Raw genomic sequence first — 17,501 nt, forward strand, 5'->3', positions numbered from 1 at the left:
TTTTTCGGTATGTCCTATGTCAACAACCATCCAAATTGGATGATTATAATAAATTTTAGATATTATTTATAATCCCCGATTAGTACCTTTGACAAAAATTTTATTTTAAATACAATCAGGAACATTGACATGGACAACAAGGACGAATTTTTTATGCACAGGGCCATTGAAATGGCGGCAAAGGGAATGAACTCCAATGCGGGCGGTCCCTTTGGAGCGGTAGTCGTAAAGAACGGTGAAATAATTGCCGAGGGCCATAATCGGGTTACCTCTACCAACGACCCCACCGCACATGCCGAAATGGTCGTAATCAGGGAGGCCTGTAAGAAACTGAACACTTTTCAGTTGACAGATTGTATCATCTATACCTCTTGTGAACCTTGCCCCATGTGCCTAGGGGCCATTTATTGGGCTAGGCCCAAGGCCGTATTTTATGCCTGTACAAAAGAAGACGCCAAGGCCATCGATTTCGACGATCAGTTCATTTATGATGAACTGGACAAGAAAATAGAGGATCGGCAAATTAAATTTGTACAGTTGTTACGAAAAGACGCACTTCCGGTCTTTAAAAATTGGGAAGAAAAAAATGACAAGACCGAATATTAAAAATTCCATTTTTTTACTGAGGCACCAAAAAGTATATATCATTCGAAAATCTGTATAAGAGGTGACGGTCACTTTCCATCTACCTTTGTCCTGTTATTTGAAAAACAGGAAAAGATGAGTTCTAAAAATCAATTTGGTAAACAAGGATGGACACCCGATAGAATTGGGTCACTCAAGGGAAAAACCTTTGTAATTACAGGTACAACCAGTGGTACGGGATTTGAGGCGGCCAAAATATTGTTATCAAAGGAAGCGAAAGTGGTAATGTTGAACCGGAATCCCAAGAAAGCGGCCGATACCCTGACCACATTGAAACAAGAGCTTGGCAATGCCATTGATGTAACCAATATACAAATAGATTTGGCAGTGCTGGCCTCTGTAAGAAAGGCTGCAGAAGAAATACTAAAAACCGTTCCCCGAATCGATGCATTAATGTGCAATGCCGCCATTGCCCAAGTACCCAAACAGACCTTTACCGTTGATGGTTTTGAAAGTCAATTAGGCGTAAACCATTATGGCAACTTTTTACTTCAAGCACTGCTTTACCCCCGAATCGAAGCCTCTAACGGACGCATCGTTGTGGTAGGAAGCATGGGGTACAATTTGGGTATTAAAACCATACAGTTCGACGACATGAACTGGGACAAGAACTACAATCCCAATAGCGTCTATAGTCAAAGTAAACTGGCGCAGATAATGTGTGTCTACGAATTGCAAGACCGATTGAAACAGGCCGGTAATACGAAGGTAAAAGTATATGCCTGTCACCCAGGGGCTTCAGCTACTTCTTTAATAAGGACCAGCGGTAGTTTACTGACCAGGTTCGTATGGCAAATAATGAAGTTGACCCCAATGGTGCAATCGGCCGAAAAAGGTTCGTATCCGGAATTGATGTGCGCCACGGAACCCGATTTGGACCAAGAGGGATTCTATGGCCCCACGGGCAAAAATTATTGGACGGGACCCGTTGGCGAATGTAAGCTAGAGCCTCACGCAAAAGATAAACCGGTGATGGAGAAACTTTGGAAAGTATCTGAAGAGGCTGTAGCCTTCAAATGGAATGTGTAAATTAGAAAACAACCTTAAAAATTTGGGAAAACCCTCTGGATAAAGATACCTCAAATAAAGAAACAACATAAAAACATCAACTATGGATATACTAAAGGCAGCTACCGATTGGGCCAAGGCCGAACTTTTTTCAACACCGTTCTTCATACTCTTCGGAATCGCATTTTTGATTGCAAGCTTAGGCTTTTGGCAATTGGGAAAAACAGACATGGCAAGGGCATACATCATTCCCACCTTGGTAGCGGGCACCTTGTTATTGGTAATTGGACTTGGCTTGTTTTTTACCAATAAATCAAGAATATCTCAATTTGAAAAAGCTTATCAAACAGATGCATCGGCATTCATAGCATCAGAACTTGAACGTGCCGAAGCTACTTTAAAAGAATATAATACAGTTGTTTTTACCGCAATTCCGATAATTATAATAGTTTGTGCGCTGGTCTTACTGTTCGTAAGTACTCCGGTTTGGAGGGCGAGTATGATAACTACCATAGCCATGTTGGCCGTAATTTTATTGGTAGACGGTACGGCCCATGCCCGAATGAATGCTTACAATAAACAATTGCTATTAGCGCAAAGAGACTTAAAAAAATAACATGCAGCATTTTAAAACCTTATCGGCATATATGGATTATCTTGAACTTCCCAGTCCAGAACATCCGATGCTAAGTGTATTTTCCGCTTCGGGAGACGGTTTTTTGCCCTGCCCAAAAGAAAGCTCACCACCCATTACCAACGATTGCTATTCCATTAGTTTAAAGAAAATTGTGAAAGGCGATTTAAACTACGGAAGAACAACCTACGATTTTACCAATGGCGCCATGATTTTTCTTGCCCCAAGACAGGTATTACAGTGGGACAATAGTGCGGTATTCGAACAAAAAGGCTTCTCGATCAACTTTCATGAAGATTTTCTAAAAGGCACGGAATTGGCACAACAAATCAAGAAATACGGCTTCTTTTCGTATTCGGCCAATGAAGCCCTGCACCTTTCCCCCAAAGAGGAAAAACAGATAGAATCGATTGTTGAGAATATTGAAATCGAATACCAAAACAACCAGGATAAGTTTAGCAAAGACATCATCATCTCACAATTGAGCACCCTTTTAAAGTATTCAAACCGTTTTTACGAAAGGCAATTTTTGCATAGAAAAGAGCTTTCCCATAGTCTATTGGAGCAGTTTAACCAGTACGTATTCGAATATTTTGAATCGGGCCAATTACAGGAAAAAGGTGTACCGAGTATAGAACAAATAGCCTATCAAATGTCGGTTTCGCAACGTTACCTGAGCGACACGCTTAAAAAGGAAACCGGGAAGACCACCACCGAACATTTACAGTTGCGCTTGATCGATGAGGCCAAAAATGTGCTATTACATCCCAATAAAAGTATAGCGGAAGTGGCTTATGAATTGGGGTTCGAATATCCACCCTATTTCTCACGATTATTCAAAAAAAAGGAAGGTATCAGCCCTACCGAATATCGGAAAAAATATAGCATGAATTAAACATAGCATATTATCCTCTGCGCGACCACGTTTTATACTTCTATGGACAAAGTATTTATACATCCGTAGATAAAATTCGTACGTCCGTAGATATTGTTTTACAACATGGCCCCTACCCCATACCTTTGCTGTATATTCTATTTTAGAAACAATGGTATAAAATGAAGGCTATAAAATCAACATCATCGACCGCGATCAGAATATGGAGTGCCGTTCTTTTAAGTGCGGCCTGTCTGCTGTCCTGCAATCAAAAAAAGAACAAAAACGGTACGCAAGACACTGGTGCTACGACCACTGCCCTTGGCAACTATACACAAGTGGCAACAGGGCAAACGACCTTGTACGGCCTAGACGGTGAAGTTATCGACAATCTACGGCCCGGAGACTCGCTATACGGGCAAGATGCCAATTACCTTAAAGGCAAAAAAATGGCCTACGAAAAAAACGGGGACGGAACGGTAACCGACCTGAACACCGGACTCATGTGGCAGGAGATACCGACCACAGAAGGCTTTGATTGGAACGATGCCAAGGAATATTGCGAGAACCTTGAATTGGGCGGTTATGACGATTGGAGGATGCCGACCTTAAAAGAGTTGTTCTCCATCAGTGACTTTAGCTCGGGATGGCCTTATTTGAACACCGACTATTTTTCCTTGGCAAACAACGACTATGTGGACAAAAGCGAACAGTATTGGGCAGACAATAAATATGTAGGACATACCGAAGAAGGAGGGTATACCGCAGCTTTTGGGGTAAACCATGCCACGGGCCACATTAAGGCCTACCCTGGCGGAGCACCCGAAGGCGGTAGGCCGCAAGGTCCCCCACCAGGAGAAAACAACTCGGCCCAAGGGCAAGATACCAAAGGCCACAGGCCTCCCCCTCCAGGACAAGGTCAAGAAAACGAGGGCGAAAACGGAGGTAGGCCCATGGGCAACCCAATGCTAAAGCATGTACGTGCCGTTCGTGGTAGCAGCTATGGCACCAACCATTTTGTGGACAATGGAGACGGAACGATCAGGGATACATCCACTGGATTGATGTGGAGCCAAAACGACAGCCAAAAAGGGTTGGATTGGGGCAATGCCCTGGCCTATGCCGAAAACTCTGATTTGGCGGGCTACTCCGATTGGCGTTTGCCCAACGTTAAAGAGCTGCAAGGCATTGTAGACTATTCCTATGCACCAAATGCCCAAGATCCGGACATGGTAGGGCCCGCCATAGACCCTATGTTCAGTTGCTCGGAAATCACCAATGAAAACGGGGACCGGGATTACCCTTACTATTGGACGAGCACTTCGGCCAGGTTTCAGAAAGGAAAACCATATTACTATGCTTGGTACGTAGCCTTTGGACGGGCGGTCAATGCCCGAGGCCTCGATTTTCATGGAGCAGGTGCCGTACGCTTCGATACCAAACACGAAAACGGTCCGGCCGGGGAAGGCGGTGAACGATACTACAATTATGTCAGATTGGTCAGGGATATCGAATAAACGAATTTTAAATAAGGCGACCTGTTTTCTCTTTCGAAAAAACAGGTCTCTTTACAAAATGCCACGGTCAGTTTATATTTGCCCTTTTACATCACACACAAATAAAGAATACTATTGAATAGCAAAAAAAATACAGATCAAAGGCCTAGCATAGGCCTAATAGCGCTTTTTAAAAAATTAATCAGGTATGTAAAACCGTATAAGTATCTGGTAATAGCCACCTTGACCCTAACATTTATAGGTTCGTTCTTGGCCCAGGTAAACGCTTTGGTACTGCGCTATACCGTAGACGAACTTACCCTGTTGGCCGAAAACAATAACGGGTTTAAGGAAGGTATCTCCCTTTTGTTGACGATCAGCGCTATCCTGCTTTCAAAAGAACTGATCAATGCCGCCATACAATACGGTCAAAAATATTACGGCGAAAAATTAAAAATATACATATCGCGTGATTTTGCCCAGCAGGTCGTAGATAAGATTTTAACCTACAGAATGTCGTTCTACAGCTCTCCCGAGAATGAAAGTGGAAAGCTCCAAACAAGAATAGATCTGGGTATTTCAAGCCTTACCCAACTGGTCAAGAACTTCTTCATCGATATACTTCCGCTATTTTCAAATGCCTTGATAGCCCTTTTTCTTATGTTCCAGGCCAATGTTTATATCGGTTTGGTAAGCGTGGGCGTCATCCCCATATTTTTTTACATCAGTAGCCTACAGGCCAATAAACTTAAAGGGTTTAGGCGAAAAATGAGGGGATTTAGGGAAACCCGGAACAATGGTATCATTGACCTGATCAGCTCCATTACCGTCATAAAATCGTTTACCCGAGAAGACTTGGAAAGCAAAAAGCACGAGGATATTCAATTTGATATGACCGAAAATCAGCTAAAGACACGCCGACTAAGCTTTTTGTTCAATGGGGTCAAGGTGTTTATAGAGCAATTTGGGGTGGTCATTATTATTGTTTTAACTTCCTATTTTGTATTGAACGGCACCATGAGTATCGGGGCGATCATGTTCCACATCTTATTGTTCAACAATGTTTCAGCCCCGATACGCGAATTGCATAGAATATACGATGAGGTCAACGATGCCCTGATCTATTCCGAAGCCTTCTTCGATATCATGGACGCCAATGAGACCGAGACAGAGGGCTCTTATATTCCGGAAAAGGTTGTTGGGAAATTTGAGCTGAAAAATGTTGATTTTACCTACCCGAACGACACCAAGGCACTTTTCGACGTTTCCGCCTTGATCAAACCCAATACGATCAATGCCTTGGTCGGTTTAAGTGGTGCCGGTAAAAGTACGATCATCAACCTTTTGGATAAATTCTTTGAACCAAGTGCGGGAAATATTCTTTTAGACGGTGTAGACCTAAAGGAATACAACACCCATTGGTTACGGAACCATATTGGCCTGGTGCTACAAAAAAACCATATTTTTAACGGAAGCATAAAGGAAAATATCCTGTACGGGCAAGAAGACGCTACCCACGAGGAAGTAGTGGAAGCCGCCAAGAAAGCCCACATTCACGATCAGATCATAGATCTACCCAAAGGATATGATTCAAAGGCCACCATGCTTTCGGGCGGTCAAAAGCAAAGAGTGGCCATTGCCAGGTTGTTTTTAAAGAATCCCCCGATTATTTTTCTCGATGAGCCTACCGCCAGTTTGGATGCCATTGCTACCGAACAGATCAAAAAAAGCTTGGATTCCATAAAAAAAGGTCGGACCGTTATTATTATATCGCACAGTATTTCCCAAATTATTGATGCGGAAAACGTAATCGTATTGGAAAAAGGTAAGGTCGTGGAAGAAGGCACCCATGAAGAACTGTACGACAATGGAAGTGCCTATTATAACATCTTCAACGCCATGGCCAATAGCCTTAACCTTGATAAAATTGCGGATACCCTTCATGAATGACCTACAGACACATAATTACAAATTCACGCATTAAGAACTCAAAAAATAACCCTTCATGTAACGAATTTCATAAAGGGAATACCTATAAACTAAACCATACATCAAGATGAAAAGAATATCGAAGACAAAAACAATGCTAGTAATGTCCGCTGGAACGCTTGTGATTGGGGCTTCGCAGATAATAGCACATTATATGCAACCTAACGATTTAACAAAAGGGCTCTTTTGGGGCATTGGTATAGGCCTCTTGCTTACCACTCTAATCTTCGGAAAATTCAAGACCGTACAATTATAGGGCACTTAGATAAAGTACTTATGAACAATCTTTACCACCTCCCTCCTACTTGTATGGTTATGGTTTTATTTTTTTATAAAAATGAATCGTATAAAAATTAGGATAGGAAAAAGTAAACTGGACAGGGGAATCGAAATTCTGACATTTGTCCTAATTTTAATTTCGGTAATACTTATTGCCGTTTATTACAACCAACTTCCAGAAAAACTACCTATTTATTTTAATTGGCCTTCAAAAAATGAAAACGGATTTGGTGAAAAAGACCTATTATGGATCAGCCCTATCATCTGTACGGCGATTACCATAGTTTTTTATAAACTGAATCAATATCCCTGGATTTTCAACTATCCCATAGAAATCAATGAAAAAAATGCCGAATATCACTATACGATAGCGACAAGGGTATTTCGTACGTTGGCCTTTGTGGTCGGCCTAATGGGCTTGGTATTGACGTTGACCTCTATTTTATACGGTCTCGGATATAATACCGAATATGTAAACTATCTTTTGCCTTTATTTCCAGTTCTCTTGATAGGAATTCCTATTTTTTACGTAGTTAAAATGCTAATGCATCAAAGAAATAGTCGTTGAACAACATACCCAACATATCATTTAAAAGCAAAGAAGGGTTCACCGATATAGAATTTATTCCTTTAGACGAAATAATGACACGGGTAGAAAAAAACCCAGATCACGATCCCCAAAAACCACATAGAATTTCCTTTTTTGCATTATTGATGGTCACAGATGGATCTGGAATACATCAAATAGATTTAAAGAATTACGAAATAAAGAAAGGTTCTGTTCTTAAGATCGCAAAAGGCCAAGTACATGCTTTTCAGAAAAATTTTCAGTACCGTGGCTATCTGGTTGTATTTACCGAAGATTTTGTATTAAAGTATTTCTCAAAATCATCTATTGATTTTATTTCCCATTTGTACAACTATCACATTTCAGAACCATTGGTAAAAAACAGTACGTTCAACCATTTTTTTCTAGAACAGGTGACCAAAGAACTTAAAAGTGAAGAAACGTATGCACAAAAAGAAATAGTTGCCAAAATTTTGGAGCTATACTTATTACGATTAGAACGCTACGCCCATAAAGAACCACTAAAAAAACTGAACAGAAAGCATCAAACACTTTTCATTAAGTTTAAAGACCTGGTCAAAAAAAACTACACCAAGACCAGAAATGTTAAGGATTATGCCGACCTACTCCACATATCTTCAAAGCATCTTAACCAAATAGTACGGGCCGTTACCTTAAATACCGCCAAGCATTTTATAGACCAGTATGTGGTCTTAGAAATAAAGAGAATCATATTTAGTAGTAGAAGTAGCCTTAAAGAAGTAGCGTACCAAAATGGCTTTGACGAAGTAACCAACTTTACCAAGTTCTTTAAAAGGAACACAGGTCTTTCCCCAAAAGAATTTAAATCTACTGTACAAGGATAAGGTTTCACATTTACCATTTTTAACAACTGATTTACCTTTTATAAAAATGCCCCATGGGCGAAATTTGCCGAAAAACAAATTATGAGTGCAGTAGCAAAATGCCCTACCTGTGGTAGCACCTGTAAAATAAAAGAAAAAGACGGTGAAACTATATACCAAGCCGTTCAAGACGAAGAACTTATCAAAAAAATAGGACAACTAAAAAAGGCCATGGATAAGTTCAAGACTAAGGCAGAAGCTTTAGAAAAAGAATTGGAAGAACTAAAATCGTAAAGACATAGTGGCATTTTTAAAAAGAAATTATGGTTGAATCATAGTAGTGATCTTGGCCTGTTTGCCCTTGATTCCGCTTTTGAATATGTTGCAAATCGATTTTTCGGATAACCTATCCATTTCTTTAATAGAAAGTGCGGACAATAATAGAAGGACCACTGCAAAAATGATGTACCATATTTCTGGTGAATTTGCCATAAGATGGATGACGGCAGTATTGACCGAAAGTCAATGAAGCGATTAAGGACAAATTGGAAAAAACTTCAAAGTTTTTCTTATGCCGTTATTTTTCTTAGCTTGTTACATGTTGCAATTTTAGAGAAGACCTGGCTGATTTATGCAGTGATCGTTGGTATTGGCTTTATTATTCGACTACCTTTTGTAAAAGATGGAATAATAGCATTTCGAAAAAAAAGAGACACTTCAAATTCTTGACAAAGATGAATATCAGTAAAAAGTACAAACAGGTCAGAGAGCAAACGGTTGCGTTCTGCAGTCACCTACATATAGAAGATTATGCAGTTCAGGCAGTAAAATTTGCCAGTCCGGCCAAATGGCATTTGGCACATACGACCTGGTTTTTTGAAACATTCATCTTAAAACAATTTGTACCGGGTTATAAGGAGTTCGATTCTAATTTCAATTTCCTCTTCAACAGCTATTACAACAATGCCGGAGATAGAATTATGCAGGCCGACCGTGGTAATATGTCTCGGCCAAGTACAGACCAAATATATAAATACAGGGATTATGTGGACGCTAAAATGTCTGAACTTCTAAACCACGTTTCAGATAAACAAATTATGGATCTGGTTACGCTCGGGCTAAACCATGAACAACAACATCAAGAATTATTGGTGACCGATGTAAAATACATGTTCGGCCATAATCCTATTTTTCCTGTTTTTGACCAGGAGACCAATCTAGTAAATGATAAAAACACCGGTTCTAAAAGCATCAGCATAAAGGCCGGTGTTTACAACATTGGTTACCAAGGAGACGATTTTTGTTACGACAACGAATTGGGCGTGCACAAGGTTTATATAAACGATTTTGAAATCAACGATTACTTGGTCACCAATGGGGAGTTCATTGAATTTATGGAATCGGGTGCATATTCCGATTTCAACCTTTGGCTGGACGAGGGTTGGGCTTGGGTAAACGCGCACAGCATAAAGGCTCCTCTATACTGGCATAAAAAAGAAGGAGAATGGCACTACTATACCCTTGCCGGATTACAGAAAGTGGAACCCGATGCCATTTTAAGCCATATTAGTTATTATGAGGCCAATGCCTTTGCCGAATGGAAAGGAATGCGATTACCTACCGAATTTGAATGGGAAGTAGCTTCATCGCAATTACATTGGGGCCAACGTTGGGAGTGGACCAACAGTGCTTACCTACCCTACCCGAACTTTGAAAAGGAAAATGGGGCCGTAGGCGAATACAACGGTAAGTTCATGAGCAACAAAATGGTACTTCGGGGAGCATCTGTGGCTACTTCAAAAAACCATAGCAGACCCACCTACCGAAATTTTTTCGGTCCAACGGAAAGATGGCAATATACAGGAATACGGTTAGTAAAAAAGGTATGATGGGCTCATTTAAAAAAGAGGTGGCGCAGGGGCTTGGAACCCATCCGAAAACACTTCCCTCGAAGTATTTTTACAACAAGAAGGGTGATGCCCTTTTTGTGGAAATAATGAACTTGCCCGAATACTATCTTACCCGAAGCGAAATGGATATTTTTAAAACCAAATCGTTACAATTAATAGATTCCTTCGAGGTTGAGCCTAACATTTATTTTGAGCTTATAGAACTTGGTGCGGGCGATGGATCAAAAACCAAAGAGCTATTAAAAAAATTGGATGCCCTTAATTATAGTTTCGACTACTACCCTATCGACATTTCGGCAAATGCCCTAACGTTATTAAAAAAAGACATCAATACCGTACTGCCCAACGTATCAGTAAAAATCCAACAAGGGGATTATTTTGAAGTGTTGAATTCCTTAAAAGAAAGTAAGAACCCTAAAGTCATTCTTTTTTTGGGCTCAAATATTGGCAATATGACCGATGAGCAGGCCTCGTTGTTCATCTATAATTTAGGCAATAACCTACAAGAAGGAGACAAACTGTTGTTAGGGGTAGATTTAATAAAATCAAAAGAAATCGTATTACCTGCCTATAACGATAGTAAAGGAATCACGGCGGCCTTCAACCTAAACCTACTACAAAGAATAAACGAAGAACTGGAGGGTGATTTTAATTTGACAAATTTTGAACACTTACCGGAGTATAACGAAAAAGAAGGAATCGCAAAAAGCTTTATTGTCAGCACTACTGACCAAACGGTAAAAATAAAAGCACTAGACGCATCATATCATTTTGTAAAAGGAGAAAAAATACACACCGAAATTTCAAGAAAATACAACGATGCCCTGATAGACAAAATAATATCGGATACAGATTTCACCATCGGCGACAAAATAATGGACAGTAAAAAATATTTTGCCGATTATATTCTAACGAGAAACTGAAAAATAATAAAACGGGTAAAACAACACATGCCACTTTTGTTGTAAAACATATAATTAGAACATTTCATGAAAATAGCGGTTACATCGGCAAGCGGAAAATTAGGAGCTTCCATAGTAAAACACCTTATCAAAGAAATTGGAAAAGACAATGTAATAGGCATAGCCCGTACACCAGAAAAAGCCACACATTTAGGGATAGAAATAAGAAAAGGCGACTACAACAACAGACAAGAATTCAACAATGCACTGCAAGGTGTCAACGCCGTTCTTTTAGTATCGGGAATGGATACCCCAGAAAAAAGAATAGAACAACATAGAAATGTCATCGAAGCCGCCAAACATAATAGCCTAAAAAAAATAGTATACACAAGTATTATAGGTGCAGAAGAAAACAACGCTTTCAGCCCTATTGTGCAAACGAACAGGCAAACGGAAATAGATGTAAAAAATGCTGGACTGGACTGGGTAATCGGAAGAAACAGTATCTATATAGAGCCTGATCTAGATTACATAGATACTTATGTACGAGAAGGTGAAATTAGAAATTGTGCAGAAGAAGGTAAATGCACCTATACCAGCAGGGAAGAATTAGGTTATGCCTACACAAAAATGCTAGTAGAGGACAAACACAACGGACACACCTATAATTTGGCAGGGGAAGGCATTACCCAAAGTCAACTTGCCGACTTTATCAATAAAGTATATAACACATCACTTGTTTATAATTCCGTTTCTATAGAAGAGTACAAAAAGGAAAGAACGGCCGCTTTGGGAGATTTCATGGGAACCATTATAGCAGGTATCTATGAAGGTATTGGAAATGGGGCCTACGATGTTCCTTCCGACTATATAAAGGCAACCGGCAGGCCCCATATATCACCAATGGCAATGATCAAAAATTATTATAATAACAAGAACTAAATTTATTGCCGCCATAATCTAGATTAAAAAAAGATGTATCCACATTTCATCCTTTCATCTATCTAAATAAAAGGTTATCAACCCATTACGACCTACTAACCGTTATTTGCCAACACTACTGTTCTTTAACCAAAATTCTTAACTTTATATTCTATAATTATTCTATCTGTGGACTGTGTTTACAACAAGCCCACAAGCTTAATTAACTTAAAATATTATCGATGAGGCATTACTTAAAATTTTTAGCAGTACTATTGTTCGCTAGTTGTGGAAACGATCAAAAGAACACGGCCACCGTGGCAGAGGTCGACACAGGTACCATCGCTAAACACATAGAACGTTTGGCTTCTGACGAGTTTTTGGGTAGAAAGCCTTTTACAGAAGGAGAAACAAAAACGGTAAATTACCTAAAGGATGAATTTAAAAAACTAGGTCTTTTACCCGGAAATGGGGACAGCTACTTTCAAGATGTTCCCATGGTAGAGATTACGGGGAGCCCTTCGGAAAAAATGGTTATTTCCGGATCATCGAAAACCATAGAATTAGACTATTTAAAAGATTTTGTGGCTACGACCAACAAAGCCGTACCCGAAGTTTCTTTAAAAAACTCAGAATTGGTGTTTGCCGGTTATGGTATTGTTGCCCCAGAATATGGGTGGAACGATTACGAAGGTATAGATTGGAAAGGCAAAACGGCAGTGGTTCTCATTAACGACCCAGGTTTTAAATCTGGCGATTCTACCTTGTTCAAGGGTAATGAAATGACGTATTATGGCCGTTGGACCTACAAATATGAAGAAGCTGCCAGACAAGGTGCGGCCGGACTGATCATTGTTCATGATACCGAACCTGCCTCTTATGGGTGGAATGTAATCGAATCTGGTTGGACAGGTGCAAGATTGACCATTGCCAGCGACCAGCCTCTTTTAGACGTAGAATCATGGATGAGTGGCGAAAGCGCCAAAAAAATGTTCGATGCCTCGAACATGATGGGACAAGATTTTAAGGCCTTGGCAAGGAATAAGGATTTTAAACCTGTTCCGTTAGACCTAAACGTTTCTGTATCCATTAAAAATGAAATTAAAAAAGATGTTTCTAAAAATGTGATTGCGTTGATCCCTGGTACAGAAAGAAAAGACGAGGTCATTATATACTCGGCCCATTGGGATCATTTTGGTATTGGAAAGGCCATTAATGGCGACTCCATATACAATGGAGCGGTGGACAATGCTTCTGGAACAGCCGGTTTATTAGCTATTGCAGAAGCTTTTAAAAAAAGTAACCCTACAAAACGTTCCATCGCATTTATAGCCGTTACAGGAGAAGAACAAGGCTTGTTGGGGTCTGCATATTATGCCGAAAATCCTATTTTCGACCCACAAAAAACAGTAGCGAACATTAATATAGATGCCCTGGAAAGCCCTGGAAAAATGAAAGACCTTACCATTACAGGGTATGGCCAATCGGAAATGGACGAATATGCCAAAGAAGCCGCACTTGAACAAGGTAGATATATAGTTCCAGATCCCGACGCCGAAAAAGGATATTTCTATAGATCCGACCATTTCAATTTCGCTAAAATTGGTATTCCGGCCTTATATGCCAGTGGCTCTTATGAAGGGTTCGATAAAAGTATAGAAGAAATAAAGGCGATCAAAGATGATTACCTCACCAATAGGTACCATCAACCTTCCGATGAATACGATCCCAAAAAGACCGAATTAAGTGGTGTGCAATTCGACTTACAACTATTTTTCAATGTTGGCTTAAAATTGGCCAATGAAGACTATTTTCCGAAATGGTACGATGGTAGCGAATTTAAAGCTGCCAGAGAGTAGTCGTTTCTAACAAATACTGTCTATGTAACTACTATTTTTCATAGTAAAAAAGTATCTAAATTCTATAGGGAGAAACTAGTTAAATCGTAGCCTTTTGATTAATTTCAACCTATAAAAAACATACTGGAGCCCATATCACAATGAATTTTATTGATTATTATAAAGTACTGGGGTTAACAAAATCGGCAACCGAAAAGGAGATAAAATCCGCTTACAGGAAACTTGCCAGAAAACACCATCCAGACCTAAACCCGAACAACAAGGTATCGGAAGAAAAGTTCAAACAAATAAACGAGGCCCACGAAGTATTGAGCGACCCCGAAAAGCGTAAAAAATACGATCAATACGGAAAAGACTGGGAACATGCGGAGGAGTTTGAAAAAGCAAAGGCAAGAAGAAAGTCTAGCGGCAGTGGCTCTAGGCAATATACCTACAGTGGCGGCCAAGAAAGCGATTTCTCCGATTTCTTTGAATCAATGTTCGGTGGGGCCAGTGGTTTTGGAAGACAACAAGGACAAGCAAGATTTAGAGGGCAGGATTTTAATGCAGAGCTAAGGTTAAATCTTACCGAAGTAATAGAAACGCATAAAAGGACACTTACCGTTAATGGTAAAAATATCAGGATCACCATTCCTGCCGGTATAGAAGACGGACAAACGATCAAGATAAAAGGATATGGGGGCGAAGGCATCAACGGTGGTCCAAAAGGTGACCTCTATATTACTTTTTCAATAAATAACGACACTCCTTACAAAAGAGATGGTGCCAATCTATACAAGACTGTAGACATACCATTGACCAAGGCAGTTCTAGGAGGAGATATTATAGTTGAAACCCTAAATGGAAAAGTAAAACTTAAGGTAAAACCCGGAACCCAGAATGGCGCACAGGTAAAACTAAAAGGAAAGGGGTTTCCTATATACAAAAAGCACGGGCACGGAGACCTATACATTACCTATAAAGTTAAAATTCCCGCAATGCTTAACGATGAACAGGAAAAACTTTTTAGGCAATTGGAGCAAAGTGGATTAAATTAATTAGAAAAATGAAAACAGAGACCTATATCCGAATAGAACAAATATGTACGCACTACGGTGTAGAAACATCTTTTCTACATCAATTAAAGGAATTTGAAATCGTAAATATCGAAGAGTCCGAGAACATAGAGGTTATCAAGGATTCAGAATTGCCCAAGCTCGAAAAAATGGTAAGACTACATCAAGAGCTTGAGATAAACCCACAAGGCCTACAAGCGATAGATCATCTGTTAAAAAAAGTGGTCGACCTACAGGAAGAAGTTATGACGCTTAGAAGAAAGCTGGACTTATTTGAGATGTAGCGCTAAAGAAACACTATTCTTTTTTGTAAGATTAAAAGATAGTTCGCCAATTAAATTATATACTATTTTCCTATCTGTGACCAAGGTGCCGAATTTAAACACGAACAGTGTTTAGCCGTTACATATTCCCTATAAAAAAAGGACTGGCCAAAGATCGTTCACAAAAACAGCCTATCAAACAAGCATTCAATTAAGCACCCGTAAATCAACCATTTATACACCCTAGAATTTAGCTGTTTTCCTTTTTCAAATTCATCATATTCTATCCATTTCCTTTAAGTGAAAGTTGATTCTTACAAAATTTGTTTTCAACAATTAAACTATGCATTTCATCGATAATCCATTGATATAATGGAGATAAGATTTTAATATTGGGACATACATAAAACTAAGGATTGTACTTTGGTTTTTAAACTTCTTCCCCCCCTGTGCAGATTACTACTGTACTACATAAATTTTAATGAACGAGGATTGTCTTAGCAGGTGCAGTAGCATCTTTTAAGGTTACGTGGATATACTTTTTTTAGAAATCTAAAAAAACAATAGAAAGGTATGTACTAATCTTTTAATCAATAATTAATCTAAATTTTATGAAAAAAGTAGTTTTAAGTGCCTTGGCACTAGCAATGGGATCTTTTGTCATGGCCCAGAACAAAAGTGAGATTACCCAAGAAAGGGCAACAGCGGCAGCCACTGTCAATGTAAATCAAGATGGAAGCGGCAATAGATCCACTGTTGAACAAATTGGTGTTGACGAACATGACACTACGGCTAGTAGTGTTAAAGTTAAACAACAAGGGAACGACAATAAATCTACTATAGACCAAGGGGATATTTGGGACAATGGTTCTACCGCTACTGGAGTTGCTACCGATGTATACCAAAACGGTAGGGAAAACAATTCTATAGTAAGTCAAGGGGGACGCTTAAATGTAGCCGATGTTGATCAAGTTGGAGATAAAAACCTATCTAAAATAGATGTACAAGGAGGTTACAAAAACCGTATCAAAATAAAACAAAATGACGACAGTAATAAGTCTACCGTTTGGCAAAGCTGGTCATATAACGAGGTATTCGTAACACAATCCGGAGACAACGCTTATAACGGAGCCAATGTATCTGATGTAAACCAAACATCAACACACAGTTTGGTCGATATAGATCAGGTAGGTAGAAGAAATAACTCTATAGTTGACCAATACGGTGTAAACACTTCTGGATATGGAACAGATCTTTCCGCAACCGTTAGCCAAACTGGTAACGATAATAAGTCCGTAGTTACACAAACAGGAGTCTCAAACCTTGTTTCAGTTGTACAGAACGGTAACGACAACTACGCTTCATCTATACAAGATGGCGAGTCCAATCAAATGTACACCACACAACGTAATGGTAATGGCAACAGAAGTTATGCTTCCCAAAATATTACCACTACCAATAGTGTTATAAAAACAATACAACAAAACGGTAACAACAATATTAGTAAAGCCTACCAACAATGCGCAACAGACGCTTTGATCTCGGTAACACAAAGTGGTAACGGAAACAATAGCATAGTTAACCAAACATTGGTAGACAGCAATACAAGCGCTATTGTAACCCAAAGCAACTAAAGATTAACCAATATCTATACTAATTGTAGTTCTTATAGGGTACGGGACATTTTAAATGTTCCGTATCCTTTTAAAAATTATAAAACAAAAGAATACATGAAATACCGATCGTTTCTCTTTTTGTTTATTCTTTTCAATATGTGTCTATACCAACTAAATGCCCAGGGTATTATAGATGGTAATACAGATAATGAAAACAGTTTGAACACCAGTGCGCAACAGCTAAATTATTTTATACAACAATTCAATGAAACCAACCAGATAAACGTAGACAACACAGGTGTTTTTATCCATCAAATCGGAGACGGTAACACAAGTTCGATTACAACACAATCTCAAGTTACCGATGTTCAAGTGAACCAATTAGGAAATGCCAATACCGTAGATCTAAATCTAAAAGCCGACGAAATCGACTATACGGTAACACAAAAAGGAAACAACAATCTCTTATTGGAACATAGTGCCCAAAGTGGAAAACAATTATTGCAAAGAACAATACAACAAAATGGCAATAACCAAAATCTTGTAATTCAAGGCAGAAACAGTATTGTCGATAAAATGAAGATTACGATGAATAATGGTAGTCAGAGTATTATCATTAGAAATACCAACTAAAGTC

19 protein-coding genes are annotated in these 17,501 nt (G+C 39.3%); all 19 read left to right on the top strand.

Translation table 11 applies throughout. From position 1 onward, the window contains the following. The first annotated feature begins 129 nt into the window (after window positions 1-129). The 19 genes from J8L85_RS12905 (at window position 130) to J8L85_RS12995 (ending at window position 17,497) form a co-directional block, all read left to right on the top strand. The gene (locus tag J8L85_RS12905) at window positions 130-606 is read left to right on the top strand and encodes a nucleoside deaminase (protein ID WP_211017813.1); all 477 of its coding nucleotides are present in this window, start codon (window positions 130-132) and stop codon (window positions 604-606) included. Window positions 607-720: 114 nt separating this feature from the next. Next, a complete protein-coding gene (locus J8L85_RS12910; RefSeq protein ID WP_211017814.1) occupies window positions 721-1,674 on the top strand; it encodes an SDR family oxidoreductase in 954 nt (317 codons plus the stop codon). 82 nt (window positions 1,675-1,756) lie between these two features. Then, window positions 1,757-2,269, top strand: a complete 513-nt coding sequence (locus J8L85_RS12915; protein WP_211017815.1) for a hypothetical protein — start codon at window positions 1,757-1,759, stop codon at window positions 2,267-2,269. Window position 2,270: 1 nt separating this feature from the next. After that, window positions 2,271-3,182 carry a response regulator transcription factor gene (locus J8L85_RS12920; RefSeq protein WP_211017816.1) on the top strand — a complete coding sequence of 304 codons (912 nt, stop codon included), beginning with the start codon at window positions 2,271-2,273 and terminating at the stop codon, window positions 3,180-3,182. 161 nt (window positions 3,183-3,343) lie between these two features. Beyond that, the gene (locus J8L85_RS12925; RefSeq protein WP_211017817.1) at window positions 3,344-4,678 is read left to right on the top strand and encodes a DUF1566 domain-containing protein; all 1,335 of its coding nucleotides are present in this window, start codon (window positions 3,344-3,346) and stop codon (window positions 4,676-4,678) included. Window positions 4,679-4,828: 150 nt separating this feature from the next. Next, window positions 4,829-6,607 (top strand): ABC transporter ATP-binding protein, encoded by a 1,779-nt coding sequence (locus J8L85_RS12930; RefSeq protein WP_211018297.1) that lies wholly within the window; start codon window positions 4,829-4,831, stop codon window positions 6,605-6,607. A gap of 106 nt (window positions 6,608-6,713) precedes the next feature. Next, window positions 6,714-6,902, top strand: a complete 189-nt coding sequence (locus J8L85_RS12935) for a hypothetical protein (protein WP_211017818.1) — start codon at window positions 6,714-6,716, stop codon at window positions 6,900-6,902. Window positions 6,903-6,983: 81 nt separating this feature from the next. Then, a complete protein-coding gene (locus J8L85_RS12940; RefSeq protein ID WP_211017819.1) occupies window positions 6,984-7,493 on the top strand; it encodes a DUF1648 domain-containing protein in 510 nt (169 codons plus the stop codon). Next, window positions 7,490-8,359 carry a helix-turn-helix domain-containing protein gene (locus J8L85_RS12945; protein ID WP_247656656.1) on the top strand — a complete coding sequence of 290 codons (870 nt, stop codon included), beginning with the start codon at window positions 7,490-7,492 and terminating at the stop codon, window positions 8,357-8,359. Before J8L85_RS12940 ends, J8L85_RS12945 begins: the two co-directional genes overlap by 4 nt. A gap of 81 nt (window positions 8,360-8,440) precedes the next feature. Then, window positions 8,441-8,632, top strand: coding sequence for a hypothetical protein (locus J8L85_RS12950; RefSeq protein ID WP_211017820.1), 192 nt, complete (start codon window positions 8,441-8,443; stop codon window positions 8,630-8,632). An 85-nt stretch (window positions 8,633-8,717) separates the two neighbouring features. Further along, window positions 8,718-8,867, top strand: coding sequence for a hypothetical protein (locus J8L85_RS12955; protein WP_211017822.1), 150 nt, complete (start codon window positions 8,718-8,720; stop codon window positions 8,865-8,867). 205 nt (window positions 8,868-9,072) lie between these two features. After that, the gene (gene egtB, locus J8L85_RS12960; RefSeq protein WP_211017824.1) at window positions 9,073-10,227 is read left to right on the top strand and encodes an ergothioneine biosynthesis protein EgtB; all 1,155 of its coding nucleotides are present in this window, start codon (window positions 9,073-9,075) and stop codon (window positions 10,225-10,227) included. Further along, complete coding sequence (locus J8L85_RS12965; RefSeq protein ID WP_211017826.1) at window positions 10,224-11,171, top strand: L-histidine N(alpha)-methyltransferase; 948 nt, start codon at window positions 10,224-10,226, stop codon at window positions 11,169-11,171. Before egtB ends, J8L85_RS12965 begins: the two co-directional genes overlap by 4 nt. A gap of 66 nt (window positions 11,172-11,237) precedes the next feature. Beyond that, window positions 11,238-12,092: an NAD(P)H-binding protein gene (locus J8L85_RS12970; protein ID WP_211017828.1), complete on the top strand. Its 855-nt coding sequence runs from the start codon at window positions 11,238-11,240 to the stop codon at window positions 12,090-12,092. Window positions 12,093-12,313: 221 nt separating this feature from the next. Next, window positions 12,314-13,930: a M28 family metallopeptidase gene (locus tag J8L85_RS12975; protein WP_211017830.1), complete on the top strand. Its 1,617-nt coding sequence runs from the start codon at window positions 12,314-12,316 to the stop codon at window positions 13,928-13,930. Between the two features lie 140 nt (window positions 13,931-14,070). Beyond that, window positions 14,071-14,967 carry a J domain-containing protein gene (locus J8L85_RS12980; protein ID WP_211017832.1) on the top strand — a complete coding sequence of 299 codons (897 nt, stop codon included), beginning with the start codon at window positions 14,071-14,073 and terminating at the stop codon, window positions 14,965-14,967. Between the two features lie 8 nt (window positions 14,968-14,975). Beyond that, window positions 14,976-15,269, top strand: coding sequence for a chaperone modulator CbpM (locus J8L85_RS12985; protein WP_211017833.1), 294 nt, complete (start codon window positions 14,976-14,978; stop codon window positions 15,267-15,269). 590 nt (window positions 15,270-15,859) lie between these two features. Next, window positions 15,860-16,882 carry a hypothetical protein gene (locus J8L85_RS12990; protein WP_211017834.1) on the top strand — a complete coding sequence of 341 codons (1,023 nt, stop codon included), beginning with the start codon at window positions 15,860-15,862 and terminating at the stop codon, window positions 16,880-16,882. A 96-nt stretch (window positions 16,883-16,978) separates the two neighbouring features. After that, complete coding sequence (locus J8L85_RS12995) at window positions 16,979-17,497, top strand: hypothetical protein (protein ID WP_211017835.1); 519 nt, start codon at window positions 16,979-16,981, stop codon at window positions 17,495-17,497. Window positions 17,498-17,501 lie beyond the last annotated feature (4 nt).

The sequence above is a fragment of the Maribacter sp. MMG018 genome (genome assembly GCF_018100785.1).
Lineage (GTDB): Bacteria > Bacteroidota > Bacteroidia > Flavobacteriales > Flavobacteriaceae > Maribacter.